The following is a 26,060-nucleotide window of genomic DNA, read 5'->3' as shown; positions in this document are numbered from 1 at the left end:
CCTTCCCGGCTGAAATCTAGGAAGACCCTACTCCTGCCAAAAGCGATTTGATGCACGTCATCACCACCCAAAAAGAACTCGAGACCGTTCTCGCCGCTTTCGAAAAATCGGATTTCGTCACCGTCGACACCGAATTCATCCGGGAAACGACCTTCTGGCCGATCCTGTGCCTGATCCAGATGGCGGCGCCCGGAATAACGGCGCTGATCGATCCGCTGTCGCCAGACATCGACCTGAAGCCGTTTTTCAGGCTGATGGCCAATGAATCTGTCGTCAAAGTCTTCCATGCCGCGCGGCAGGACATCGAAATCATCGTCCATCTGGGCGATCTCGTTCCCCATCCGGTGTTCGATACCCAGGTTGCGGCGATGGTCTGCGGGTTCGGCGACAGCGTTTCCTACGATCAGCTCGTGCAGCGCGTCACCGGCGCGCGGCTCGACAAGTCCTCGCGCTTCACCGACTGGCGCCACCGGCCGCTGTCCGAAAAGCAGCTCGACTATGCGCTTGCCGACGTCACCCATCTTATCGAGGTCTACCAGTATCTCAGCGCCGAACTGGAGCGGGAGAACCGCGCCCACTGGCTGAACGAGGAGATGGACGTCCTGACCTCGCGCGAAACCTACGATCCGCACCCCGAGGATGCCTGGAAGCGGCTGAAGATGCGGCTGCGCAAGCCGCAGGAGCTGGCGATCGTGCAGGCCGTGGCGGCATGGCGCGAGCGCGAGGCGCGCGAACGCGACGTACCCCGCGGCCGCGTGCTCAAGGACGACGCCATCTACGAGGTGGCGCAGCAGGCGCCGCGCGACGCGGCCGCGCTGGCCAAGCTGCGCACGATACCGAAGGGCTGGGAGCGCTCCTCGACTGCGACGGCGCTGCTTGGCGCGGTCAACACCGCACTAGCTCTGCCCAAGGAGCAATTGCCGAAGCTGCCGAAGAGTTTTCAGCCGCCCGAAGGCTCGAGCGCCGCGGCGGAACTGTTGAAGGTGCTGCTCAGGATCGTGGCCGAAAAGCAAGGCGTCGCATCGAAGGTCCTGGCTTCCAGCGACGACATCGACCGCATCGCCGCCGAAGGCGAAGCCGCCGACGTGCCGGCGCTGCAGGGCTGGCGCCGCGCCGTGTTCGGCGAGGCGGCGCTGAAGCTGGTGCGCGGCGAGATCGGCATCAAGTTCGACAAGCGCAAAATAGCGGTGTTCGATTTGTAGGCGGAGCGCCCCAACGAAGGGGAGTACTGCTCAAACCACCCGGAGCAGGTGCAGCGCGAACCAGATCCAGCCCAGCAAAAGAATCACTGCCCCCAGGGAGAAAGACCGGCTGCGCAGGAGCAGATTGTTGCTGGTCAGGTGAACCCAGGCATGAAAATAGCGGGTCGCGACAAAGATCCACATCAGGGCCAAGGTCAGATAGTTGACGCCGTTGGTCAGGTGCAGCATCAGGCACAGCACATAAAAAAGCACCGGCAGTTCGAACTGGTTGCTGAGGTTGCTGGCAACCGTCACGCAGGAGGCCGGCTCGGTGGAGCGCGCCTTGTACTGGCTGACTTTGGCTTCGCCCGATTGGATGGCGACATACCTGCGCCGGGCCATGGCGCTATAGACGATGTAGACCAGCAACACGTGCGCCAGAATAGGCCAGAAAATCGATGTCTGGTTCATGAACCCTCCCCGCCCGGTGCCGGGTCAGATCAATTCTGTTTCTGACCTGCCAGCCAGAAGACGGCGATGACGATCACCGGAATTGCGAGCAGCGCGAATTTGGTGACGATCAGCGCCGAGGCGAGACCCAGGGAATCGGGATTGGCCGACAGGAAATCCGACAGAAGGCGGGCCACGGCGATGTTCTGGGCGTAGTTGGCGATCGTGTAGGGCAGCACCAGGATCAGTGCGAAGATCGATTGCATCTGGCCCGGAAGCACGCGGAAATTCCTCAACCGCCTTCCCGTTGCCAGGATCAGGCTGACCAGCGTCACCGACAACAGCGCGGGGAACAGAAGATCGAAGGTCAGATAGTGCCAGACCAGGATGATCTCGCCGCCGCGCCGGCCGAGCGCCGTCAGCCAGGCCATGCCTTCATCCGGCGTGAAGCCAAAAACGCGCATGTCGAGCGACGGCAAACCGCCACTCAACTGGCGGAAATAGAAGAACTCCATGAGCGTCATGGCGATGAAAACCGCCACCGATGCGGTGCAAAGGGCGGCAGCGTGGCGCGATAGCCGCAAGATGGTCGCGGCCAGATTGCGCCAGAACGTGTACTGGTCGGGCCGATCAGGCTCCGCCGGGATAGTTGGGGCTTTCGCGGGTGATCGTGACGTCATGGGCGTGGCTTTCACGAAGTCCGGCGTTGGATATGCGCACAAAGGTGGCGCGTTCGCGGAAATCGGCAAGGTCGCGGCCACCAACATAACCCATAGCGGCTTTCAGGCCGCCTGCAAGCTGGTGCAGCACGCCAGACACAGGTCCTTTGTAGGGGACCTGCCCCTCGATGCCTTCCGGCACCAGTTTCAGCGTGTCGCGAACCTCCGCCTGGAAGTATCGGTCGGCCGAGCCGCGCGCCATGGCGCCGACCGAACCCATGCCGCGATAGGCCTTGAAGGAGCGGCCCTGGTGCAGATAGACCTCGCCCGGGCTTTCGTCGGTGCCGGCAAGCAGCGAGCCGATCATGGCGGCACTGGCGCCGGCGGCAAGCGCCTTGGCCAGATCGCCGGAATATTTGATGCCGCCATCGGCGATCACCGAGGCGCCCGATTTGTGCGCAGTTTCCACCGCCGACATGATGGCCGACAGCTGCGGCACGCCGACGCCGGCGACGATGCGGGTGGTGCAGATGGAGCCGGGGCCGATGCCGACCTTGACGGCATCGGCGCCGGCATCGATCAGCGCCTGGGTGCCCTCGGCGGTGGCGACGTTGCCGGCCAGGATGCGCACCGAATTGGAGAGTTTTTTCGCCCGCGTGACGGCATCGAGGACACGCTGCGAATGGCCATGCGCGGTGTCGATGACCAGAAGGTCGACGCCCGCCTCGATCAGGCGCTCGGCGCGCTCGAAACCGTCGTCGCCGACGCTGGTGGCGGCCGCGGCGCGCAGACGCCCCTGCGCGTCCTTGGTGGCGTGCGGGTTGAGCTGCGATTTCTCGATGTCCTTGACGGTGATCAGCCCCACGCAATTGCCCTGCTTGTCGACGACGACGAGCTTTTCGATGCGGTGCTGATGCAGAAGCCGCTTGGCCTCGTCCTGGTCGACATTCTCCTTGACCGTGATCAGGTTCTCACGGGTCATCAATTCGTAGACCTTCTGCGCCGGATCGGAGGCGAAGCGCACGTCGCGATTGGTCAGGATGCCGACCAGCCGGCCGCTCTTGTGGCCGCCGGAGCCGCCATTCTCGACCACCGGAATACCCGAGATCGAGTAGGTGCGCATCAGCGACAACGCGTCGGCCAGCGTCGCGTCGGGACCGATGGTGACCGGGTTGACCACCATGCCGGATTCGAATTTCTTCACCTGCCGCACCTGCTCGGCCTGCTCGGCCGGCGAGAAATTGCGGTGGATGACGCCGATGCCGCCGGCCTGCGCCATGGCGATGGCAAGCCTTGCCTCCGTGACGGTATCCATGGCCGCCGACAGGATCGGCACGTTGAGGTCGATGTCGCCGGCAATCCGGGTGCGGATGTCGGTCTGGCCGGGCATGACTTCGGAATGGCCGGGCTGCAAAAGCACGTCGTCAAAGGTCAGCGCCAGCGCGCCGGTGGACGTTTCGATGATTTTTGCCATGGCCAGCCCTTTGAATGCGGGAAAAGCGCTGGACCGGGATGGACAGCGCGACTCTCTTCTTCCCTTTCAGGATTGGCGGTGGCTGGTACCACGTCCCGGCACGGAAGAAAAGCCGATCGTTGCGGACGCTTCAGCTTCTATTGCGAACCAAGGAAAGCATCCAGCAAAGCGTGACGCGGCGATGCAAAGGGGTTGACGACGGTTACACCGCCCCAGGTGAAGCCGTCCTGCAGGTCTTCCGACAGAAGCAGCCGGCAACCCGTTTGGGATGCAGCCGAAAGAATGACGGCATCCCAGATGCCGAAGCGATGGTCCGCCGCAAGATCGACAGCCATCGTCATCACCTCCGGCGTCGTCCCAGCAACCGGGAACGCGTCGCGCCAGCTAAGCAGCGCATCCCGAGCCTCCTGGCGCGACCTTCCGGCTTTGCGGACGAGGACATTGAACAGTTCACCCAGCACCTGGACCGGAACAATGGCAGCGTCTTGTGGAACCTTGCGCAGCAGTTCGAGAACGTGGTCGCGTTTGTCTACGTTGTTAACGCCCTCTGCGTAGGCAAGAATGTTGGTGTCGAGCGCGACCCTCACAGGTCATCCTCGTAGAGCTCATCGCGGGTCCAGCGTCCTGCATCGGCAACTGGCTGCCGTTCGAGTCGCGACAGCAATGCCGCGCGCGAGCGGGAGGCCACACCCTCGTGCCTCTCCGCAGGCACGATCCGTGCCACCGGCCGACCATGGCTTGTCACGACGTAGCTCTGGCCCTCGCGTACCTCACGCAGGATGCGAGAAAATCTGCGATTGGCATCGGCTGCCGAAACGGCCTCTTCCATGATCATAATGTCCTGTAGTTATTTTCACTACAATAGGGATAGTGTCCGCTTTTTGCAAGCAATCGTGTATCGCAGCCGCCACCGGAGGTTGCGGTCGCATAAAAGTGACAGCAATTTAACACGACATTGGTGTCCAGCCGTGATAACCGCCCTGCCTGCCGGCAAACTCCCGGTCGGCAACATCTGGAATCAAGCCCGGACGCGTTCCTTTGAACCGAACCATTCCGCTCATATTGGCGGTCGCTCTTTTCATGGAAAACATGGATTCGACCGTCATCGCCACATCGCTGCCGGCGATCGCCCTCGACATCCACACCAGCCCGATCGCGCTCAAGCTGGCGTTGACCTCCTATCTTGTGTCGCTGGCGATCTTCATTCCCATCAGCGGCTGGATGGCGGATCGCTTCGGCGCCAAGAACGTTTTCCGCGCCGCGATCGCGGTGTTCTTCGTCGGTTCGGTCGCCTGCGCCGTTTCGGGCTCGCTGCCGGCCTTCGTGGTGTCGCGCTTCCTGCAAGGCATAGGCGGCGCCATGATGACGCCGGTCGGGCGCCTGGTGCTGGTGCGCGCCACGCCCAAGAGCGAACTTGTCGCGGCGATGTCCTGGCTGACCGTGCCGGCATTGGTGGGCCCGCTGGTCGGACCGCCGATCGGCGGCTTCATCACCACCTACTTCACCTGGCACTGGATCTTCCTGATCAATGTGCCGATCGGCCTGATCGGCATCTGGCTGGCCACCCGCTTCCTGCCGGAAACCGAATCGATGGAGACGCCGCCGCTCGATTTCGTCGGCTTCGTGCTGAGCGGGCTGGCGGCGTCCGGCGTCGTGTTCGGCCTGTCAGTGATCAGCTTGCCCTATCTGCCGCCGGCGACCGGCTTCATCACCGTGGGCGTCGGGCTGGTGTCGGGCGCTCTCTACCTCATGCATGCGCGCCGTGCCAGGAACCCCCTGCTGGCGCTCGACTTGTTCCGCAACCAGGTATTCCGCTCCTCCGTGCTTGGCGGCGGACTTTTCCGCATCGGCATCGGCGCCGTGCCGTTCCTGCTGCCGCTGATGTTCCAGATCGGTTTCGGGCTGACGCCGTTCCAGTCCGGCATGATTACCTTCGTCTCCGCGATCGGCGCCATCGGCATGAAATTCGTCACAGCGCTGATCTTCCGCGTCGTCGGCTTTCGTCGCGTGCTGATCGTCGGCTCGCTGGTGGCCGCCGCGTCGATCGCCGTCAACGGCCTGTTAACGCCCGATACGCCCTATCTCCTGATGCTGGCCATGCTGCTGGTGGGCGGCTTTATCCGCTCGATGTTCTTTACCGGCATCAACGCCCTCGCCTACGCCGAGGTTTCAGCCGAGGACACGAGCAAGGCAACGCCGATCGCCGCCGTGTTCCAGCAACTGTCGATCGCGCTGGGCGTGGCGGTTGCCGGCGGCATCCTGGAGATATCGACGAGTATCCACGGCGGCCCGTTGACATTGCCGGACTTCCATACCGCCTTCTTCATCGTCGCGGCAATTTCCGCCGCCGCATCGCTGTCGTTCATGCGGCTGGCGCCCGATGCAGGCAACGCCGTCTCCGGCCACGGCCGATTGACCATGCCCAAGCCCCTGGAACCGGTGAGGTCGCCGGGGGAGTGATGCAGCCCTTCTCCCCTTGCGGGGTCCAAAGGACGGGCAAGGGCAGAAGGGAGGCGCTATCCCCGATCGGACTCACGCCCTTTGAAGTCCTTCGCGAGCAAATACAGCTCCACCGATTCATCGCGCGACGCAGGCGGCTTGACGTGGTGGACGGAGCGGAAATTCTTCTTCAGCATCGAGAGCAGCTCGTTTTCGGCGCCGCCCTGGAACGTCTTGGCCAGGAAATGTCCGCCCGGCTTCAGCACCGACAGCGCGAAGTCGGCGGCCACCTCGCACAGATGCATGGTACGGATGTGGTCGGTCCGCTTGTGGCCGGTGGTGGGCGCTGCCATGTCGGACAGCACGACATCGGGATCGCCGCCAAGCGCCTCGGCCAGCTTCCGCGGCGCCTCGGGATCGAGGAAATCCATCAACAGCACCGGCGCGCCGGGCACCGCATCCATCTCGAGATAGTCGATGCCTACGACATGCGGATTTTCCGCGGTCGATTTGGTCCGCGCGGCCGCGACCTGGCACCAGCCGCCGGGGGCCGCACCGAGGTCGATCACCTTCATGCCGGGTTTCAGCAGATGGTGCTTGTCGTCGATCTCGATCAGCTTGTAGGCCGCGCGCGAGCGGTAGCCGTCAGCCTTGGAGCGCTGGACGTAGGGATCGTTGATGTGGCGCTGCAGCCAGCGGCGCGACGATTCCTTCAGCCCGCTTTTCTTCTTGATCCGCGTCTTCAGCACGCGAATGCCGGCCGAGCCCGGCTTTTCCGGTTTCTTGGTCATTGGTTGACTTCTTGTCCAAGTTTTCTCGCTTGCCGGGTTGTGGCCGTTTTTCGGCGGCAGCGCGTTTGGCAAACGGCTTCCCCCACTCCGTCGCTGCTTCGCAGCGCCACCTCTCCCCCCTCCGGAGGGAGAGGAAGGGCGCCAAGATTGGCTAGCTCGCGCCATTCCTCTCCCCCGTCGATCGGGGGAGAGGTGTCGAGCGAAGCTCGACGGAGTGGGGGTCGACTGCTCACCGGAGCAACGCTTGCGCCAGCTTGCCCGAGCGTGACTTCTGGACAAACGGAGCCGTTTGTCCGCGAAAACCGGTCGCCACTTTTCGCTGACGCGGTCCTGCGGTTAGGGATCATGCTCTGCCGCGCCCATCGTTGCGCCAGACGCCGTCATCGGCCATCAGCTCGCTCAATATGCCCTCGCGCAGGCCGCGGTCGGCGACGCGCAGCCGCTCCGACGGCCACACGGCACGGATCGCTTCCAGGATGGCGCAGCCGGCCAGCACCAGGTCGGCGCGGTCGGCGCCGATGCAGGGATTGGCGACACGCTGCTGGAAATCCCAGCCGACAAGTTTTTCCACCATGCGGTCGACGCTGTCCCTGTCCATCCACAGGCCGTCGACGCGGCGGCGGTCGTAGCGCTCGAGATCGAGATGGACGCCAGCCAGCGTCGTCACCGTTCCGGAAGTGCCCAGCAGATGAAATTTCGGGCTGGCCTTGAGGTGGCTAAGCCGATCGCGGCCATCGAAGGCGGCGAGCCGGGCGGCGACGTCGTCGACCATGGCGCCAAAAATCTCGCGCGTCACCGTGCGGCCGCCGAAACGCTCGGCCAGCGAGACGACGCCGACCGGCAGCGACGTCCACGACACGATATGGTTGGCGAGCCGCGGCGAGCGGCGGCCGGTGAGATCGATCAGCGCGATCTCGGAGGAGCCGCCGCCGATGTCGAACAGCACGACGCCCTGCGTGTCGCGCTCGACCAGCGAACCGCAGCCGGACACCGCCAGCCGCGCTTCGGTCTGTCGGTCGATGATTTCGAGCTTGAGGCCAGCCTCGCGCTCGACGCGCTCCAGGAACTCGACGCCGTTCGCCGCCGAGCGGCAGGCCTCGGTGGCGATCAGCCGCGCCTTCCTGATCTTGCGGTTGCGCAGTTTCTCGCCGCAGACCTTCAGGGCCTCGACCGCGCGGTCCATCGCCGGTTGGCCGAGGCGGCCGCTGGCCGTGAGCCCCTCGCCCAGTCGCACGATGCGCGAAAAGGCGTCGATGACACGAAACTGGCCATGACGCGCCGGCACGGCGACCAGCAGCCGGCAATTGTTGGTGCCGAGATCGAGCGCGGCAAATACCGGCAATTCCGGCATCGTCGGGCGACGGGCCCCCGGTTCGGGCCGAGCCACCGCGATGGGCGGTGTGGCTATGCCTGCAGGCGCCGCGCCAGCCGCGGCGGCGCGTGGCGCCGGCGCCCCATTCGCCGCGGGACGGATATCGTCGCGCGCAAAAACCTTGCGCCCGCGCCGGCGTTTGCGCCTTTTCTTGGCCTTGCCCTTTTGGTGGTGGTTCGCGTCGCTCGCCTGCCCGTCGGCGGAGCGTGGCTCCGTCGGGCGGCGTTGCTGCCATTTGGCGGTCCCCGGGCCTGCCGGCCTCGGGGAAGCGCTGGACGCGCCCACCTCCGGCGCGCCGGCGCCGGTGTCGCGGTCTTCCACTGTCGTTCCTTCCGGCGCCGCGCGAACCGGCGAACGGACGCAGCAGGCGCTTCTTTGTTTCAAGTTGCCGCCAGACTAACAGCGCCGGCCCGGATCACCAAGTGCCGCGTGGCACGAATTTTGCCGGGCTGTCCGCAAACCGCCCGCTGCCGCGTCTTACGCAAAGTGGGGGTAAACAGCGACTTTCGGCACAAATGCGTGTGGGGACGGTCGCATGGCCGGGCCGATATTCCCGCTCGGCTGTCGATTTTCCGCCTCTCGACGACGATAACGATTGCGGCTTGCCATGGCGGCAAGGGCCGGCGGTTGAATAGCCGGCTTCGATGAGGCATCTCTGAAATAGAGGGGGCAAAGCGATCGGAATCGCCGACCGCTTTCCCGCAATGACAGCGAAGGCAACGGGCCCGCAACGCATGGCAGTCAGGCAATGAACTGGAGACGCTATTTCTGGCCGGTCGTCGGCGTCGGGGCGGTGATTTTCTCGCTCCTGCTGCTCTGGCACGAATTGCGCGGCATTTCGCTGGATGATGTCTGGGACGGTATTGCGGCGATCCCGGCCCGCGGCTGGATCCTCGCGGGGCTGAGCTCGGTTGTCGCCTATGCCTCGCTCGCCGGCTACGACCACATCGCGCTCCTGCATATCGGCAAACGCGTGTCGTGGCTGTTCGTCACGCTGTGCTCCTTCACCACCTACGCGCTGTCGCATAATATCGGCGGCTCGGTGTTTTCGGGCGCCGTCATCCGTTATCGCGCCTATGGCACGAGGGGATTGAGCGGACAGGACGTCGGCGTGCTGGTGGCGATCTGCTGGATTACCTTCGTGCTGTCGACGGTACTTGCCTCCGGCCTCGTTCTGGTGCTCGAACCGCAGATCATCGACCGCTTCTCCGGCATAGCACATCACGGCCTGTCGCGGGCTGCGGGCATCGTCATGCTTGCCGTCGTCGCCGCCTATATCTTCGGCAGCTGGCTGCATCTGCGGCCGCTGAAGATCGGCAGCTTTCAGATTCACTATCCGGCCCTGCCGATCGTGGCGCGACAATTACTGATCGGCCCGATCGAACTCCTGGCGGCAGCCGCGATCATCTTCTTTGCCCTCCCCGGGACCCATAACCCCGGCTATTTCGTGGTGCTCGGCGTGTTCCTCGTCTCCTTCTCGATCGCGCAGATCTCGCACGCGCCGGGTGGGCTGGGCGTGTTCGAGGTGGTGTTCCTGGCCGGGCTCTCCGACATGGACCCCGTGGGCGTGCTGGCGGCCCTGCTGGTATTCCGGCTGTTTTATCTCATCGTCCCGCTGTTTCTGGGCCTGGGCATCGTGCTCTATTTCGAGCGCTCGCAGTTCGGGCGGACAGGCAATTGAAAAGCCGCGCCGAAACATCACAATTGAAACACCGGCAGGCTTGACTATTTTCTGCTGGCGGCTACAAGGCAGCGCTCACAGCGGTTCGCCCGCTCGGCCCGCGCGGTTTATGACCTCGCCTGCTGGGGAATAGGTTAACGGTAGACCCACGGACTCTGACTCCGTTAGTCCTGGTTCGAATCCAGGTTCCCCAGCCAGCTTCACTCCCACCGTCCGCACCAGACCAACCAGCCTGATCCGCCGTCTCGCGATCGAACAGGCAGCCCGATCGCGGGTTGAAATATCGGGACGGCCTCTTACCTCGGTGAAGGGCGGGCGAACAATCCAGCAGATCGGAGAGCGGTTTTGGCGTCTCGCGGGATTCGACTACCGGCTATTCTGTTTCTTCTCACCGGCACGGTCGCGCTCTGGTCCTGCGTCGTTCCCGACGATACGTCCAAGCTTGCGAAAGAGGATCCCACGACGGCGGCCGCCCAAAAGGAAATGGTCGGTCTCAGCGAAGCGGATCTGCGAATGTGCGCGGGGTTCCCCACCGCCACCGCCGACGAAGGAGCATCGGGGCAAATCTGGAGTTACGAGCGCGCGGTGCAGCGGGGCAATGTCAATGTCGTGCTTCCCACCTTCGCGGTGGGCCCTATCCCTTCCGTCGGCGGTTCGGTGAATGTCGCTCCGGGCGGTTATTGCAACACACAGGTGCGCATCGTCGCCGCGATGGGCTGTGTGTCAGCGCCGTCGACGCATGCGTCGTCTATGCGCGCAAACAAAACAAGGGCAGGCCTGGCAGTTAAGGGCGTTCGGCACCGATGCGGGTGAGCCCGGCTTTGTCATAGGCGCTGCACGGGCTGCTGGAATGCCTGACACGGCGCGGCGAGAGCGAGGCGTTGCCGGCGCTGCAAGCAAGGTTGGCCAAGACGGATGTACCAATCAGCTCGTCATGCCTGTGTGCAGGACGAGCGTGCAGCCGGCGCCGAGTTCTTCCCGTTAAGTCTATCATCACATGCATCCGCGCGACTGCCGGACGTCCCGATCCGTATTCCTCATACTGGCGGTCGGTGATCGCGGCTCAAATGCAGGGGGAATGGAACCAGATCGGCCCTGCAACGTCATAGAAGCAGGTGCTCATGCAGGAGTGTGACGTCGATGACCAGGCTCCTTCTCGTCGCGGCTGTCGTGCTCGCCATGGCATGTGACGTATCGGCGGCGGCAAAGCTGGACGTCGCAACCGTCAACAACACGCAATTCGACGACAGCGAAGCAAAAGGCGTCAGTGCGACCGTGCTGAAGGCACAGATCCTTCTGGATCGCGCGCGCTTCTCGCCGGGCCTGATCGACGGCCGCGCAGCAGAGAACTTCGCCAAGGCGGTCCGGGCGTTTCAGGCGGCCAACGGGCTGCCCGCCGATGGTAAGCTCACCCGCCAGACCTGGGACAAGCTGGTCGCGACCTCCCCGAGCCCGGCGCTCGAGACGTACGAGCTGACGCGCAAGGATGTGCGCGGACCGTTTACCAGGCGAATTCCGGCGCGCATGGAGAAAATGGCCCGCCTGCGCAGGCTCGGCTACCACAACGCGGCGGAAAAAATAGCGGAGCGCTTCCACGTCAGCCAACAGTTGCTTCAACGGCTCAACCCTGGCGTCGGCTTCAGGAAGGCCGGGCAAAAGGTGCTGGTGCCTGCCGTCACCCGAGGCGATCCGCCCGCGGGTGTTGCTGAGGTCGAGGTCGACAAGGGCGCGCGCCAGCTTCGCGTGCTCGACCCGTCCGGCAAAGTGCTTGCGGTGTACCCCGCCTCGATCGGCAGCCAGGAGAAGCCGGCGCCGAGCGGCCAGGCAGAGGTCAAACGCGTGGTGCACAACCCGACCTATCACTACGATCCCGACTTCGCCTTCAAGGGGGTCAGGACCAAGCGCCCCTTCACGATCGCCGCCGGGCCAAACAATCCGGTGGGATCGGTGTGGATTGATTTGTCCATCGAAAGTTACGGCATTCACGGGACTCCGGACCCGAGCAAGATCGGGAAAACCTTCTCGCATGGCTGCATCAGGCTGACCAATTGGGACGCCGAAGATCTCGCCTCCGAAGTGCACGAGGGCACGAAGGTCATCTTCACCGGCGAAGCGGTGGGATCGATCGACCAGGGATCGCCGTAGAGGCAACCGGGGGACTCACTTTCACTTGGCTGCTGCCATTGAGGCGCTGCCGGCCTTGGCCGTTAGCCGGCCGGCGCCTCAGTTTACTGCGAAGTTACCCCAGCCACTTCTCATAGTCGGACACCAGCAGGTGCAGCGGGGCGACGTCCTCGTCGATGTTGGAGAAGCGACCGATCGGCTCGCGAAATACATTGTCGGTGAGATCGTCATTGACGGTCGACACCTCGCCGATCAGTACGTCCTTGCCTTCGGCCCAGAAGGCATGCCAGACGCCGGGCAGCAGCGTGACGCTCTGGCCCGGATCGAGCTTCAGCAGCCCGCCCGCCGGCAACCGGTGGATGGTGCCGTCGACAGGCACCGACACCTCGGCCTTGGGATCGATGCCGCCGTCGCGATCGTGCATGAACAGTTCCAGCACCAGCTTGCCGCCGCCACGGTTGATGATGTCCTCGGCCTTGATGTTGTGGCGGTGCATCGGCGACAACTGGTCCTTGCGCGAGATCATGATCTTCTCGGCATAGAGCATGCCCATGCCCTTCTTCATGTCCTCGTAGCGGCCGTTGCGCACGGTGAACAGGAACAGGCCGAGCTCCTTGAACTTTTCCTGGCCGTAGTCGGTGATGTCCCAGCCGAGCCGTGAGGTGAAGATCGCAGAGGAATCGACCTGGCGCGCCTTCATCTCTTCCGGCGACCAATAGGCGAAGGGCGGCATGATGTAACCGAACGAGCGGATGAAAGCGTCGGCTTCGCGGATGATGTCGTTGATGGCGGAGCGTTTCATGATCGTGGTCCTCGTGTCGACTTTTCCGACAAATCGCATAGCCGAACGCCGATGCGGTGTCGATCCGTATTGCCCGATCCCGGCTTGCGGCGTGGCCGCATGGAATCACGGATCCGCTCGGCTGGCCGGGTGACACAAGGCACTTTCAGGGCCATAACCCCTGCGGATTCCACAGGGTGACAGATAATGCCGACCATTCACGACCTCGATACGCCATCGATCCTGATCGACGCCGCGCGCGCCGAAGCCAATATTGCCCGCGCGCAGGCGCATGCCGACCGCCACGGGTTGAAGCTCAGGCCGCACATCAAGACGCATAAGCTGCCCTATTGGGCGAAGAAGCAGGTGGCGGCGGGCGCGGTCGGCATCACCTGCCAGAAGATCGGCGAGGCCGAGGTGATGGCCGATGCCGGGCTGACCGACATTTTTCTCCCCTACAACATCCTTGGCCGCGCCAAGCTGGAGCGGCTGAAGGCGCTGCATGGGCGCGTCACCCTGTCGGTGACGGCGGACAGCATGGAGACGATCGAAGGCTTGACCGCCACCTTCACCGATGCCGGCCATCCCCTGCCGGTGCTGGTCGAATGCGACACTGGCATGGGGCGCTGCGGCGTGCAGACGCCCGGTGAAGCGGTTGGCCTGGCAAGACAGATCGAGACGGCAAAGGGCCTCACCTTCGGCGGGTTGATGACCTATCCGGCCGCGGGCCGTGCGGGGGAGGCCGAGGCCTGGCTCGCCGGCGCCAGGCAGGCGCTGGCCGCCTGCGGTCTCGCCTGCGCGCGCATCTCCAGCGGCGGCACGCCCGACATGTGGCGCTCGGGCGAAGACAGCGTCGTCACGGAATACCGCCCCGGCACCTACATCTATCTCGACCGCTACCAGGTCGCCAAGGGCGTCGGCAGCCTCGACGATTGCGCGCTGAGCGTGCTGTCGACCGTGGTCAGCCATCCGACCCGGACGCGTGCCATTCTCGACGCCGGCAGCAAGGCGCTGTCGAGCGACACGCTGGGGCTCGCCGATTTCGGCGAGTTGCTCGGCGTTGCGGGAGCACGGGTGACCAGCCTGAGCGAGGAACACGGCACGGTCACGCTCTCAGGCGATGGCAAGCTTCGCATCGGCGAGCGCGTGCGCGTGGTGCCCGACCATTGCTGCGTCGTCACCAACCTGTTCAATGAGGTCAATTTGATCGACGGCGAGACGGTGCTGGAAACCCTGCCGGTGGCCGCACGTGGGCGGATGGGATGACTTCTTTGGCCAGGCGCGGGTGATTCAAGCCGGCTGACGCTCAGCCTGCCGGGCCGCGACCCTGCGCATCGCAATCACCCGCCGCCGGTGGATTTCGGTACGCATCGCCATCAGGTGCAGCGCGAAGAACAGCACCGTGAAGCCGATGGCCATCACCAGCAGCGGCCATAGCATCGAGGGGTCGATGGTCGATCCGCCCATGCGGAACACCGAGGCCGGCTGATGCAGCGTGTTCCACCAATCGACCGAGAATTTTATGATCGGGATGTTGATGAAGCCGACCAGCGTGATGATGGCGGCGGCCCAGGCGGCGCGGCCGGCATCATCGAGCGCGCGGGTCAGCGCGATGATGCCGAGATACATCAGGAACAGCACGAAAACCGAAGTCAGCCGCGCGTCCCACACCCACCAGGTGCCCCACATCGGCTTGCCCCAGATCGAACCGGTGACCAGCGCCAGCGCGGTGAAGACGGCACCTATGGGGGCCGCCGATTTCAGTGCGACATCGGCCAGCGGATGGCGCCAGACCAATGTGCCGAGCGCCGAGAGCGCCATCAGCGTGTAGCACATCATGGCCAACCAGGCGAAAGGCACATGGATGTACATGATGCGGACGGTGATGCCTTGCTGGAAGTCCTCGGGCGCGGTGAAGCTCATATAGAGGCCGGCGGCAAGGGTCAGCGCCGCAATCGTCGCCAGCCACGGCACCACCCGGTCGGCAAGCGCCACGAACCGTGTCGGGTTGGCAAGATCGGTCCAGCCGCTCAGGCGTGAAGTGCTGTCGCTCATGCCGCTTTAAATAGCCCGGCTATGCGTCTGGGGCAATCGAGGGAGTGTCGCAGGCCTTGTCACCTCCCCTTGGGGGGTTGCTGCGAAGCAGCGGGGTGAGGACGGCGGCGCTCCCCGACCGGACCTTCGGTCCGACCTCCCACGGGGGGAGGTAAAAGAACCCGCTCAGGCGGCCTCGCCCTGTATCGAGCGGCTGAGGCGGCGGACCTCTTCGTCGTTGAGCAGGCCGCCGGCGCGCAGCAGGCTGGCGAAACGGCCGTTGCGCAGCGACAGCTCGGCGAAGCCACCCATTTCGACCACCCTGCCCTTGTCCATGAACACGACCAGATCGGCGTCGCGGACGGTAGTCAGGCGGTGGGCGATGATGAAGGTGGTGCGGTCGCGGCGCAATTCGTCGATCGCTTCCTTGACGCGGTCTTCCGTCTCGACGTCGAGGGCGCTGGTCGCCTCATCCAGCACCAGGATCGGAGCATCCTTCAACACGGCGCGGGCAATGGCGATGCGCTGGCGCTCGCCGCCAGACAACTGGCCGCCGCGTTCGCCGACTACCGTGTCGTAGCCATTGCTCTTGGCCAGGATGAAGTCCTGTGCGGCAGCCGCGTTGGCGGCGGCATGGATCTCGTCGTTGGTCGCATCGGAGCGGCCGACGCGGATGTTGTCCTCGATCGAGCGGTTGAGCAGGCCTGCATCCTGGAACACGGTGGCGATCGAATGGCGCAGCGACTTGCGGGTCACGGTGCGGGTGTCGATGCCGTCGATCAGGATACGGCCGGTGGACGGCGAGAAGACGCGCTGCAACAGATTGATGAGCGTGGTCTTGCCGGCGCCGGTCGGCCCAACGATGGCTACGGTCTGGCCCGCCTGGACCTCGAAGGAGACGTCGTGGATGCCCTGCCCCGAATTGGCGAATTCGAAGCCGACATTCTCGAAGCGGACATGGCCGGTGACGTTAGTGAGATCGCGCAGCCCGTCCGGTTCGGCGGCGTCGGCCGCCGAGTCCTCGAGATGGTAGAAATCCTCGAGCTTGGCGCGGGCTTCCGAAATCTGGTTGGCGAATGCCGACATCTGGTCGAGACGTGCGATCAGCAGCGTTGCAAAACCGGTGAAGGCGATGACGTCGCCGATGCGCAGCTGGCCGTGGGTGACCAGATAGGCGCCGATCAAAAGCACCACCATCATCGAAATCGTCGACGACAGACGATGCAGCGCATTGGCCATGGCCCACCAGTCGAGCACAGGGTTCTGCGCATCGAGCAGGTTCTTGACGTAGCGGCGCAGCGTATCGGCCTCATGGCCGAGGCGGTTGTAGCTCTGCAAAACGGCGACGTTGCTGACCGAGTCCGTCACATGGGCGAATACGGTGTGATAGTGGCGCTCCACGGCGGCCTGGCCTGCCTTGGTCCGCTTCATCACCAGCCGGCCGATGCCGACATAGAGCACGCCGAGAGCCAGCAGCACCATCGACATGCGCACGTCCATGCTGAGCGCGGTCGGGATCAGCAGGAACAACGCGACGGCCGTGGACAGATGCTGGCGCATGAATTCGAGCCAGAGACTAAACAAGGTCTCCACGGCACGCAGCAGCGTGTGCAGGGAATTGGACGTGCCGCGCTGATGATGCCAGGCGAGCGGCATGGTGATGACGCGCTCGAAGGAGTCGCAGAGCACTTCGCTGCGCCGGGCGTGGGCGAAGCGGTCGGCGCCGCGCGCCACAAGAACGAACGCGATAATGTTAAAGGCGCCCAGGCCGGCCCAGAGGGCGAGGGTCGAAAAGACGGAGCCGTGTGCGGAAATCGCGTCGATCACGCGACCGAACATGATCGGCTCCAGGATGGCGATGATGGCCAGCGCGACATTGGCTGAGCAGATCAGCGCTACGCGTTTCCTATCAGCTGCCAAATAACCGAGCGCTCGCCAGTAGATTTGCAGAAGGGACACTTCAGCTACTCCGCCAAAACATTTATTGTGCACCGCACCATTTCTTGACACGTATCGGTTAACGCGTCGCAAAACAATGCCCGTCTATCCCTTCCGTTCCCGTTTAGCGAACAAAAGATGACGACGATGCGAAATCTCACGTGATCACCTAACGGGTTGAGATAAAAGGTGAAATGTCAGCCTTGCGGCAAAATCATGGCAGCCGCTGAGCGCTGCCACATTTTTAATCACGGCGATCTTGCCCGGCATGGCCCGACCGGATCCGCCTGCTGCCCAAGCGGAGATCTGCAAATAGACAAAAGACTATCCCGCGCATTCCGGAGGATGCGCGGGACAGGGTTGAAGCTGTTGATTTTACGAGGGTATCTTCACGACAACTTCGACCTTGCTACCAGCCTTCGGTTGGAAAGACGCGGATTTCGTCTTCGAACCATCAACTTCAAGCGAGATCGACTTGGTCTTTTTGTCGCGGACGACACGCACCGTGACTTCGGCCCCCAGCATTTTGAGCGTGGCGGCGTAGCCATCCCAATGGCTGGGCAGTTTCGGCCTAAACGTGATCTGCTTTCCACGCCGCTCGATGCCGAGAATGCCTTCGACCGCCGCCCGGTACAGCCAGCCCGCCGAGCCCGTGTACCACGTCCAGCCACCGCGGCCGCCCTTGTTGTCGCTGGCATTGCCGTCGCCGGCGTAGATATCGGCCGCAACCACGTAGGGCTCGACGCGGTAACGCTCGGCCGAGGCCTCGTCCAATGCGTGGTTGACCGGGTTCAGCATCGAGAAGCAGCGATAGGCCTCGTCGTTCAGCCCCATTTCGGCCAGCGCGATGACGAACCAGGTGGCGGCATGGGTGTACTGGCCGCCATTCTCGCGAACGCCCGGCGGGTAGCTCTTGATGTAGCCCGGATCCTTCTTCGTCTTCGAAAAGGGCGGCGTGAACAGCTTGAGGATCTTGAGTTCGTCGTCGACGAGCAGCTTGGTCGCCTGCTGCATCGCCGTCGTCGAACGCGCCGGATCGCCCTCGCCCGAGAGCACGCTCCAGGACTGGGCGATGGAGTCGATCCTGCACTCCTGGGATGAGCGCGAACCGAGCGGCGTGCCATCGTCAAAACTGCCGCGCCGATACCATTCGCCGTCCCACGCCGTGCTCTCCAGCGCGCGTTTCAGCGCGTCGGCATGCTTTGCCCAGGCCTGCGCGTGCTTGGCATCACCCTCCGTCTTGGCCACGGCGGCGAAGTCGCCCAGCGTCCGCAGCAGGAACCATCCGAGCCAGACGCTCTCGCCCTTGCCTTGCTCGCCGACGCGGTTCATGCCGTCATTCCAGTCGCCGCCGAGGATCAGCGGCAGCCCGGCGGGACTGCTGCGCGCAATGGCAAGATCGAGCGCACGCGCGCAATGCTCGTAAAGGGACGCCGTCTTTTTCGAAATTTCGGGCGTGAAGAAAGCATCGTGCTCGCCCTCGCCGAGCGGCTGTCCATCGATGAAGGGCAGTTGCTCCTTCAGGATGGTGGCGTCACCCGTCACCAGCAGGTAGCGCGCGGTGGCATGGGCCAGCCAGACCACGTCGTCGGAGATCAGCGTACGCACACCCGCCCCGGTGCGCGGCAGCCACCAATGCTGCACGTCGCCTTCAGGGAACTGCCGACGCGCCGCGTTGAGGATCTGGTCTCGCGCCAGTTTGGGATCGTGCGCCAGCAGAGCCAGCGTGTCCTGCAACTGGTCGCGGAAGCCGAAGGCGCCACTGGCCTGATAGAAGGCAGAGCGGGCGCGGATGCGGCAGGCGAGGCTCTGGTAGGGCAGCCAGTGGTTGACCATGGCGTCGAGCGCCTTGTCCGGCGTTTCGACCTGAATGGTGTCGAGGAAGCCGCGCCACTCGCGCTCGTTGTCGGCCAGATGCTGGTCGAAATCCCTGCCCCGATGCTTGCGCACCAGGGCGCTCGCTTCCGCGGCCGAGCCGGCGTCCCCGAGCAGCCAGAACAGCGTGACGTCGCCGCCGGCCGGAACATCGATGTCGCGGGCGATTGCAGCGCAGGGATCGTCGCCGGCCTCCACGCGGCCTGACAGTCCCGCGCCGCTCAGCACCGCCTGCGGAAACTCGCTGGTGCCGTGCCGGCCCAGGAATTCAGTCCGGTCTGCTGTCACCGAATGCACGCCGTCATCGGCGGCGAGGAAGGCGACGCGCTCCCCGAAATCGAGCCCGTAGGGGTTCTGTGCCAGCAAGGCGCCGGTGGCGGCATCGCGCGACGGAACGATGGTCGCCGCCGTGCGCGAGCGATGTCCGCCCAGCACCCATTCGGCATAGGCATAGACGCGCAGCCTGGCCGGCGCCGGGCCGGTATTCTGGATGCGCAGGCGGGAAATCTTCACCGGGTCGACAGGGTCGACGACATGGGTAAGGTCCATCGACAATGAGCCGCGCTTCGACCGGAAGGTGGAGAACCCTTGGCCGTGCCACGTCTCGTAAGTCATCGACGGATCGCGCACCACGGCGGCGAGCGGCGAGAATGCCCGGCCACTGGCGTGATCATAGATATAGATGCCCTCACCGGGCCGGTTCGAAACCGGATCGTTCGACCACGGCGTCAGTTGGTAATCGCGGCTGTTGCGGCTCCAGGTGAAGGCAGCGCCTTCGGCGGAGACGTGGAAGCCGAACGAGGCATTGGAAATAACATTGATCCAGGGTTGGGGCGTGGTGCTGCGGCCGGCCAGGCGCACGACATAATGCCGCCCGTCGCCCTCGAAACCACCGAACCCGTTCCATTGGCTGAGCCCGTGCCCGTCCGCCGCCAGGGCCTGCGAGCCAAAGGAATGCGTCATAGGCCCCAATTCGGGCAATGCCGCCGGCTGCTGGGCATCGCGCGCCTGCAAGGCGGCCACTTCGGCCCGCTCGATCTGATCGAAGATGGTGCCGTTGCGCGTGTGCAGAACCACGCGGGCAACCGCAAGCAGCGTCTTGTAGGTGGTCTCGTCCATCAGGTCGCGGCGCACGGCGAATATGTGCTGGCGCGGTCCGAGCTCCTTGCCGCGCAAGCGGCTGTTCTCGCACAGGGATTCGACTGCTCGCTGCAGGTCCTGCACATAGGAGGACGCCTGTTCGTTGACGACGACGAAATCGATCATCATGCCACGGGTGCGCATGTACTCCTGGAAACGGAGCGCCTGGGCGACGATTTCGAGATCGGCGACGTCGCCGATCCTGACCAGGAAGATCGGGAAATCGCCGGAGATGCTGGTCGGCCACAGGCTCGACTGCTTGCCCAGTCCCGAAGCGATGGATTCGGCCGGCAGGCGCAGGAATGGATCGGGATAGATCAGATAGCGCGCCAGCTTCTGTACGTTGGCGGCGTCGGCCAGGCTGAGGCCGAGATGCCGGGTCTGCACCTGGCTGCGCGTCCAGGCAAGCATTGCCTGTCGGGCAAAGCTCTCCGGGTGGTCGAGCCGGGCAATGGCCTCCTCCAGCTCCGCGCGGTTGGAACCGACGACGGTCCAGAAGGTCAGCGATATCTTCTTGTTGGCGGGCACGCGCACCTGGCGGCGCAGCGAGGCGACGGGATCGAGGGTGAAGCCGGAATGGCCGCCAAGCCGAGCGCCTGGATCGAACGCCGCAGCGTCGACGATGGTGCGGCCGCGGCCGATGAAGGCGCGCCTGTCGGTCTCGGCTTCGGCGTCGCGCGCCGGACCGGACGGGTCGGTGACGAAATGCACCATCGTCACGTCTGGCTCGCTGGTCTCGCGCTTGCGCCGCGTGGCGAAGATCGCCCCATTATTGGGGGCAATTTCGGTCTCCACGAACATTTTCGAGAAGGCGGGATGGGCATTGTCGGATACCTCCAGGCCCAGCACCAGCTCGGCGAAGGAGGTCACTTCGATGTGACGGTCGGTCGGTCCCTCGTTGAACAGCGTCACGCGGCGGCCTTCGCCATTGCCTTCCGAGATGACGATGCATTCGACCTCGGAGCGCAGCGTGCCGACCAGTTTGACGAAGCTCGCCTTGTCGTCGGAGAACAGCGTCTGGGTGCGCTCCTCGGCCGCGCGCTTGGGCTCCGCCGTCGCCGACCACCAGTCGCCACTGCCTGCGTCGCGCAAGAAGATGTAGGAGCCGAGCCGGTCCTCGGTCGGATCCGGCTGCCAGCGCGTGACGGACAGATCGCCCCACCGGCTGTAGCCGGAGCCTGTCGCGGTGACCATCACCGAATAGCGGCCGTTCGACATCACGTTGGTCGAACGCAGTGCCCGCACAGGATCGAGCACGATGCGGGTGTCGGGACTCTCGGTTTCGGTCTCGTCCTTCGCCCGTTCGTCCGCCTCGGTTCTGACGGTCGCAGTCGGGATGTCGCGCGGCGCCCTCTCCTGGAGCAGAAGTTCGGCCGACTCGATGACCGGATCGCTGTGAAAACGGTCGCGCAGGCGACCCTCGAAAATGGCATCGGCGACCGCCGCGATCGACATACCGGAATGGTGGGCCATGTAGTTCTGCACGACGACGTGATCGGTGCCTTCCGGCACGCGCTGCGGCGTGAAATCGACCGCGTCGTAGTAACCATGGCGGCCAAGCGCGCCGAGCTCCCGCAGTCGCGCTAGGTTCTGCACCGCTTCGCGCGGGTTGAACTGCGCGGCCAGCACGGTGGCGTAAGGCGCGATCACCGTGTTCTGGCCAAGGCCGCGCTTCAGCCCGAGACCGGGCACGCCGAAATTGGTGTACTGGTAGGTCAGCTCGCGGTCGCGGGCATTGTAGGCCGCTTCCGAAATGCCCCAGGGCACATTCTTCTGACGGCCATACTGGATCTGGCGCTTGATGATCAGCTTGCTGGTCTGGTTGAGAATCGAACCTTGCGGTTCCTTCATCACCAGCGGCGGCATCAGATACTCGAACATCGAGCCGGACCAGGACATCAGCGCGCCCTGGAAGCCGATCTCGACGATCGGCCGGCCAAGCCGGAACCAGTGCTCAGTCGGCAGGTCGCCCTTTGCGATGGCGAACAGGCTGGTCAGCCGCGCCTCGGAGGCCAGAAGATCGTAGCAGCTCTCGTCGAGCTGGTGCTCCTCGACCCGGTAGCCGATCGACAGCAGCTTGCGCTCCGGCCGCATCAGGAACGAGAACTCCATCTCGAAGGCGAAGCGGCGCGTGCGCTCGCACAGGGTGAGCAGCTTGGCACGCAGCGCCTCTACGGCGTTGTCGTCGCTGTGGGCGTCGTGGACATGCGCCTCGCAGGTGGCTTCGAGCCTGGCCGCCCAGTCGACGATGACATCGCTCTGTGGCGATGCCGCCTCGGTGTGGATGGCGGTGGCGAGCTTGCGGATCTCGCCGGCCAGCACAGCCAAATTGATGGTGCGGATCGAGGCCATTTCCGGCTGCGCCTTGATGGTGTCGACGGCGCGCCGCATGCCGTCGAGGCGGTCGGCCAGACGCTGGCGCAAGGGACGCAGCTGACGGCGGTCGTCGGGCAGCTCATCCAGGCTCTCGCCGAGGATGGTCACTGTGTCGAGGATGCCCTCGAAATCGCCCTGGAGATGAACGGACGGCGCCTCGGCCCATTCGGCGCAGGCCGCCGCCACCGCCACCAGATGGCCGGCGAGATTGCCGCTGTCGACAGCCGAGATGTAGAGCGGATAGAGCGGCTTCAGTGTGGTGGTGTCGTACCAGTTGAAGAGATGGCCGCGGTTGCGCGGCATGCTCTCGATGGTCGTCATGGTGGCATCGATGCGGGTGATGGCATCGGACAGGCTGATCCAACCGAAATCGCGGGCCGAGACGACCGACAGGAGATAGACGCCGATGTTGGTCGGCGAGGTGCGCGGCGCGACCACTGGCGCCGGGCTCTCCTGGAAATTGTCCGGCGGCAGATGATGATGCTCGGCCGTGACGAAGGTTTCGAAATAGTGCCAGGTGCGGCGCGCCACCGTGCGCAGCGCATGGATGTCGGCCTGCGATATGCGCAGCCGGTCCTCGGTCTCGGCCGAACGGCTGATCCAGCTGGCGATCGCCGGGGAGCCGATCCAGAACAGAGCGAAGAAAAAGGCGACGAAGGCGCCGGTGGAATCGGCCAGCACCGGAATGGCGAGGCCGACGAAGCCGATGATCACGGCGCCGTACATCATGCCGTAGTAGGAGCCGAGATCGTTGTCGCCGGCCTTGTGCGCCTGCGAGGCGGTGCGCCATTCCAGCAGGTTCTGCCGGGAGACGAACAGCCGGTAGAGCGTGCGCACGATGGCGTCGCCCATCATCCAGGCGTTATGCGCCATCAGCACGATCTTCAAGGCCACCATGGCGGTGCCGAAGGCGACGTCGCGCGCCAGTGCGGAGAAATGGCCGCGCGGCGTCTGGTCACCGCTCTTGGGCAGTATGGCGTTGACGACGTCGAAAGTGGGCGCCATGAACAGGCTGAGGATCAGCAATGCCTGCCATTGTGCTGCCTGCGTGAAGGGCAGCAGCGTCCAGCCGGCGATCGCCGCCATCACCCAGAAGATCGGCGTCAGGGAGCGGCGCAGATTGTCGACCATCTTCCAGCGCGACAGTGCCGGGACGCCGGAGCGCGGATCGAGGATGAAGCCCAGGAGCTGCCAATCGCCGCGCGCCCAGCGATGGTGGCGCGAGGCATCGACCGAATAGCGGGTCGGGTAATCCTCGACCAATTCGACGTCGGTGACGAGCGCCGAACGCGCCAGCGCGCCTTCGAGCAGATCGTGGCTGAGGATGGTGTTTTCCTCGATGCGGCCCTGCAACGCGGCCTCGAAGGCATCGACGTGGTAGAGGCCCTTGCCGGTGAAGGAACCGTCGCCGAAGACGTCCTGGTACAGGTCGGACACCGCAAAGACATAAGGATCGAGGCCGCGATTGGCCGAGAAGACCCGTTGGAAGAACGACGCCTCGTCGCCACTGGTCAGCGAAGCGGTGATGCGTGGCTGCAGGATCGTGTAGCCCGAGGTGACGACGCGCCTGGTGGCATCGAAATGCGGGCGGTTGAGCGGGTGGCAGAGCTTGCCGACAAGCGTAGCGACCGCATCGCGGGTGGTGCGCGTGTCGGCGTCGAGCGTCATTACGTGAACGACTTTTTCCGGCAGCGGCACATCGAGCGGCAGGAAGGTGGTGTCGCTGTCGCCGCGCAGCAGCAGGTCAAGCTCGTGCAGCTTGCCGCGCTTGCGCTCCCAGCCCATCCAGCATCCCTGCGCGGCATTATAGAGCCGGCGCCGGTGCAGGAGATAGAAGCGCGGCGCGCCTTCGGCGGGATAGCGGGCGTTGAGGCGGGCGATCTCGTCACGGGCGAATTCGAGAATCTCGGTGTCGGCCGCGTCGATCTCGGTCTTGCTGTCGGGCCAGTCCGACAGCAGGGCGAAGTGGATCTCGTCCGCCAGATTGGCGAGGTAGTGCACTTCGATGTTGCGGATGTTTTCCTCGACGTCGTCGCGCGAGCCGATCAGCGACGGCACCACCACCAGCGTGCGTGCCTCGGACGGCACGCCGTGCCTGTAGTCATAGCCGATAAGGCGCGTCGGCTTGAGGAACAGCGAGACAACGGTATTGAAGAAAGCGAGCGCGCCTTCGCTGGCCGGCACGGCAAATAGCGCCAGCATCAAGACGATCGAAGGCACAGACAGGCCGAGATTGGCAAGGGCATTGCCGGAAACCACCAGAAGCAGCACGGTCAGCGCAAAGACCGGCAGGACGATGCCCAGCCATCCGGTCTTGGCAAAGGTGCGCTTGACGGTCTGACTGACGGTCGGTCGGTAGCCGATCGCCTTTTCCAGCTCCAGCCGGCGTGGCCCGACAAGGAAAAAACCGACATCCGTGTGCGCTAAAGGAGCCGCAAGGCCATCTGCGCCGTCGGCGGCGGATGCAATTTCGTTGGTGATCTGGCCGGCCAGTTCGATCGCCTTTTCGGCGACGCGATATTCCGACAGATTCGAGCGGCGGGCCAGCTCTTCGATCGCGGTCCGGTACTGGTCACGCGAGAAGAAATCGAGCGCGGCGAAGTCGGTGCGCTCGCGCAGCACCGTGTCGATACGGCTGACGCCCTCGAACCACACCGTCCAGTCGATATCGTTGATGAGACGCAGGCCGCGTATGATGTTGCCGGTCGTCACATTGCCGCTGGACAGCGTATGATGCTCGGAAATGATGATTTCCTCAGCGTCCGAGCCGGTCTTCTCGAGTTCGCCTTCCAGCCACTCCAGCGCCTTGCCTGCATTCTGCGAGCCGTCGCGCAAGCGGTAGAGCAGTTGCGTGGCAAAGGTGGTGTCCTGGGCGTGCGCGCTGAAATTGGCCAGGATCGCTTGCCGGTCGCGGGTATCGTCGGTCGCCAGCACCTTGTCGGCGACATCATTGGCGATCTGGCGCATCTGCCGGGTGCGGTTGACCCTGACCGCAAGGCGGCGAAGATTTTCGATCAGAACGAAGCGCAACAGCGACGGCAGCGCCCAGAGTTCGCCGATCTTCAGTGGCTCGACCGACTGGAAGCCCTGGACGATGGCCTTGAACATGGTCGCGGAGACGGAACTGTCGGAATGCGCCACATAAGTCCAGGCCAGCGCCAGCGCGCGCGGCACGCCGCCGCCGTCCGGCAGCTTCAGCGTCGGCAGTTGACGATAGAAGCGGCGCGGCAGGTCGCGCTTGACCTGGAAAATGGTTTCCTCGACCAGATAGTTGTTGTCGAGCAGCCATTGCGCCGCGGGCGTGATGGTCTCGCCCCTCGCCTGCGCGGCGTTGGTCGAACGGTAGACTTCGAGGATCTTCTTGGCGCTGTCGCGGATGCGGGCCTGGAAATCGAATGGCGTCAGGCCGAACAGATCCGCGAGATCGCCCTTGGCCAGGCTTTCACCGAGCAGCCGAAGGCGTTCCTCCGGCAGGAAAATGGATCTTATCGGTTCTTCCGTGATGGGCGGGAAGCTCGCGCTGGTCTTTTCGATTTGTGCTGGATTCGTCTGAATATTCATTGAAAATTCCGTAAGCGGGCACTCAGCGGCGTCACCGCCACGGCAATGGCCCTAAAACCGATTCAAATGCAATTGGTTGCATGCCCAGCTTTTGCCGAAAATTGTTTCCGCACCACGACAAGGCATCGTCTTTTCGACCGTTTCAAAGACGAACGCCTCTCACTCCCGCCGAGACCGATCGACG

The 26,060-nt window shown here is 64.2% G+C and carries 17 protein-coding genes and 1 tRNA gene; 7 read left to right on the top strand and 11 right to left on the bottom strand.

Translation table 11 applies throughout. From position 1 onward, the window contains the following. Positions 1–50 precede the first annotated feature (50 nt). Positions 51–1,202: a ribonuclease D gene (gene rnd / locus FJ490_RS04290; RefSeq protein WP_140557034.1), complete on the top strand. Its 1,152-nt coding sequence runs from the start codon at positions 51–53 to the stop codon at positions 1,200–1,202. A 30-nt stretch (positions 1,203–1,232) separates the two neighbouring features. Here rnd and FJ490_RS04285 read toward each other — a convergent pair whose 3' ends face one another. The 5 genes from FJ490_RS04285 to FJ490_RS04265 form a co-directional block, all read right to left on the bottom strand. Further along, positions 1,233–1,652, bottom strand: a complete 420-nt coding sequence (locus FJ490_RS04285) for an MAPEG family protein (protein WP_140557035.1) — start codon at positions 1,650–1,652, stop codon at positions 1,233–1,235. 29 nt (positions 1,653–1,681) lie between these two features. Next, positions 1,682–2,311 carry a hypothetical protein gene (locus FJ490_RS04280; RefSeq protein WP_140494112.1) on the bottom strand — a complete coding sequence of 210 codons (630 nt, stop codon included), beginning with the start codon at positions 2,309–2,311 and terminating at the stop codon, positions 1,682–1,684. Next, the gene (gene guaB / locus FJ490_RS04275) at positions 2,262–3,764 is read right to left on the bottom strand and encodes an IMP dehydrogenase (RefSeq protein WP_140494114.1); all 1,503 of its coding nucleotides are present in this window, start codon (positions 3,762–3,764) and stop codon (positions 2,262–2,264) included. Before guaB ends, FJ490_RS04280 begins: the two co-directional genes overlap by 50 nt. 137 nt (positions 3,765–3,901) lie before the next feature. Continuing rightward, positions 3,902–4,351: a PIN domain-containing protein gene (locus FJ490_RS04270; protein WP_140515645.1), complete on the bottom strand. Its 450-nt coding sequence runs from the start codon at positions 4,349–4,351 to the stop codon at positions 3,902–3,904. Then, a complete protein-coding gene (locus FJ490_RS04265) occupies positions 4,348–4,593 on the bottom strand; it encodes a type II toxin-antitoxin system prevent-host-death family antitoxin (RefSeq protein ID WP_140521745.1) in 246 nt (81 codons plus the stop codon). Before FJ490_RS04265 ends, FJ490_RS04270 begins: the two co-directional genes overlap by 4 nt. Positions 4,594–4,802: 209 nt before the next feature. Here FJ490_RS04265 and FJ490_RS04260 point away from each other — a divergent pair, with 209 nt between their 5' ends. Then, a complete protein-coding gene (locus tag FJ490_RS04260; protein WP_140728253.1) occupies positions 4,803–6,224 on the top strand; it encodes an MFS transporter in 1,422 nt (473 codons plus the stop codon). 56 nt (positions 6,225–6,280) lie between these two features. Here FJ490_RS04260 and FJ490_RS04255 read toward each other — a convergent pair whose 3' ends face one another. Together FJ490_RS04255 and FJ490_RS04245 are read right to left on the bottom strand one after the other, a co-directional pair. Then, positions 6,281–6,994: an RlmE family RNA methyltransferase gene (locus tag FJ490_RS04255; protein ID WP_140557038.1), complete on the bottom strand. Its 714-nt coding sequence runs from the start codon at positions 6,992–6,994 to the stop codon at positions 6,281–6,283. Positions 6,995–7,337: 343 nt separating this feature from the next. Next, on the bottom strand, positions 7,338–8,687 hold the full coding sequence (locus FJ490_RS04245) for a Ppx/GppA phosphatase family protein (RefSeq protein WP_140557040.1): 1,350 nt from the start codon (positions 8,685–8,687) through the stop codon (positions 7,338–7,340). A gap of 427 nt (positions 8,688–9,114) precedes the next feature. Here FJ490_RS04245 and FJ490_RS04240 point away from each other — a divergent pair, with 427 nt between their 5' ends. The 4 genes from FJ490_RS04240 to FJ490_RS04225 all read left to right on the top strand — a co-directional run bounded on the left by FJ490_RS04240 (position 9,115) and on the right by FJ490_RS04225 (position 12,192). Continuing rightward, positions 9,115–10,047 (top strand): lysylphosphatidylglycerol synthase domain-containing protein, encoded by a 933-nt coding sequence (locus FJ490_RS04240; protein WP_140494126.1) that lies wholly within the window; start codon positions 9,115–9,117, stop codon positions 10,045–10,047. 123 nt (positions 10,048–10,170) lie between these two features. Continuing rightward, positions 10,171–10,244 (top strand) — tRNA-Gln (locus FJ490_RS04235). Between the two features lie 148 nt (positions 10,245–10,392). Next, positions 10,393–10,860, top strand: a complete 468-nt coding sequence (locus tag FJ490_RS04230; protein WP_246672577.1) for a hypothetical protein — start codon at positions 10,393–10,395, stop codon at positions 10,858–10,860. A 327-nt stretch (positions 10,861–11,187) separates the two neighbouring features. Continuing rightward, positions 11,188–12,192: a L,D-transpeptidase gene (locus tag FJ490_RS04225; protein WP_140631515.1), complete on the top strand. Its 1,005-nt coding sequence runs from the start codon at positions 11,188–11,190 to the stop codon at positions 12,190–12,192. Between the two features lie 94 nt (positions 12,193–12,286). Here the strand turns inward: FJ490_RS04225 and FJ490_RS04220 are convergent, their stop codons facing one another. Further along, complete coding sequence (locus FJ490_RS04220; protein WP_140560557.1) at positions 12,287–12,973, bottom strand: D-lyxose/D-mannose family sugar isomerase; 687 nt, start codon at positions 12,971–12,973, stop codon at positions 12,287–12,289. Positions 12,974–13,159: 186 nt separating this feature from the next. Here FJ490_RS04220 and FJ490_RS04215 point away from each other — a divergent pair, with 186 nt between their 5' ends. Further along, the gene (locus FJ490_RS04215) at positions 13,160–14,218 is read left to right on the top strand and encodes a D-TA family PLP-dependent enzyme (RefSeq protein WP_181165121.1); all 1,059 of its coding nucleotides are present in this window, start codon (positions 13,160–13,162) and stop codon (positions 14,216–14,218) included. A gap of 24 nt (positions 14,219–14,242) precedes the next feature. Here the strand turns inward: FJ490_RS04215 and FJ490_RS04210 are convergent, their stop codons facing one another. The 3 genes from FJ490_RS04210 to FJ490_RS04200 all read right to left on the bottom strand — a co-directional run bounded on the left by FJ490_RS04210 (position 14,243) and on the right by FJ490_RS04200 (position 25,876). Continuing rightward, entirely contained in the window at positions 14,243–15,007 is a 765-nt protein-coding gene (locus FJ490_RS04210; RefSeq protein WP_140521733.1) for a heme ABC transporter permease, read from the bottom strand. A 165-nt stretch (positions 15,008–15,172) separates the two neighbouring features. Next, entirely contained in the window at positions 15,173–16,945 is a 1,773-nt protein-coding gene (locus FJ490_RS04205; RefSeq protein ID WP_140494133.1) for a glucan ABC transporter ATP-binding protein/ permease, read from the bottom strand. A gap of 354 nt (positions 16,946–17,299) precedes the next feature. After that, positions 17,300–25,876, bottom strand: a complete 8,577-nt coding sequence (locus FJ490_RS04200) for a glucoamylase family protein (RefSeq protein WP_140728251.1) — start codon at positions 25,874–25,876, stop codon at positions 17,300–17,302. Positions 25,877–26,060: the final 184 nt, after the last annotated feature.

Origin of the sequence: Mesorhizobium sp. B2-5-11 (genome assembly GCF_006440835.1) — a bacterium.
Lineage (GTDB): Bacteria > Pseudomonadota > Alphaproteobacteria > Rhizobiales > Rhizobiaceae > Mesorhizobium.
Note: the sequence above shows the minus strand (reverse complement) of the source record. Positions and strands in the feature narration are given on the sequence as shown.

Excerpts from the sequence above, each read along its gene's own strand:
- FJ490_RS04255 (WP_140557038.1), bottom strand. The coding sequence starts at position 6,994 with ATGACCAAGAAACCGGAAAAGCCGGGCTCGGCCGGCATTCGCGTGCTG.
- rnd (WP_140557034.1), top strand. The coding sequence starts at position 51 with ATGCACGTCATCACCACCCAAAAAGAACTCGAGACCGTTCTCGCCGCT.
- guaB (WP_140494114.1), bottom strand. The coding sequence starts at position 3,764 with ATGGCAAAAATCATCGAAACGTCCACCGGCGCGCTGGCGCTGACCTTT.
- FJ490_RS04210 (WP_140521733.1), bottom strand. The coding sequence starts at position 15,007 with ATGAGCGACAGCACTTCACGCCTGAGCGGCTGGACCGATCTTGCCAAC.
- FJ490_RS04280 (WP_140494112.1), bottom strand. The coding sequence starts at position 2,311 with ATGACGTCACGATCACCCGCGAAAGCCCCAACTATCCCGGCGGAGCCT.
- FJ490_RS04200 (WP_140728251.1), bottom strand. The coding sequence starts at position 25,876 with ATGAATATTCAGACGAATCCAGCACAAATCGAAAAGACCAGCGCGAGC.
- FJ490_RS04215 (WP_181165121.1), top strand. The coding sequence starts at position 13,160 with ATGCCGACCATTCACGACCTCGATACGCCATCGATCCTGATCGACGCC.
- FJ490_RS04265 (WP_140521745.1), bottom strand. The coding sequence starts at position 4,593 with ATGGAAGAGGCCGTTTCGGCAGCCGATGCCAATCGCAGATTTTCTCGC.
- FJ490_RS04285 (WP_140557035.1), bottom strand. The coding sequence starts at position 1,652 with ATGAACCAGACATCGATTTTCTGGCCTATTCTGGCGCACGTGTTGCTG.
- FJ490_RS04225 (WP_140631515.1), top strand. The coding sequence starts at position 11,188 with ATGACCAGGCTCCTTCTCGTCGCGGCTGTCGTGCTCGCCATGGCATGT.
- FJ490_RS04240 (WP_140494126.1), top strand. The coding sequence starts at position 9,115 with ATGAACTGGAGACGCTATTTCTGGCCGGTCGTCGGCGTCGGGGCGGTG.
- FJ490_RS04220 (WP_140560557.1), bottom strand. The coding sequence starts at position 12,973 with ATGAAACGCTCCGCCATCAACGACATCATCCGCGAAGCCGACGCTTTC.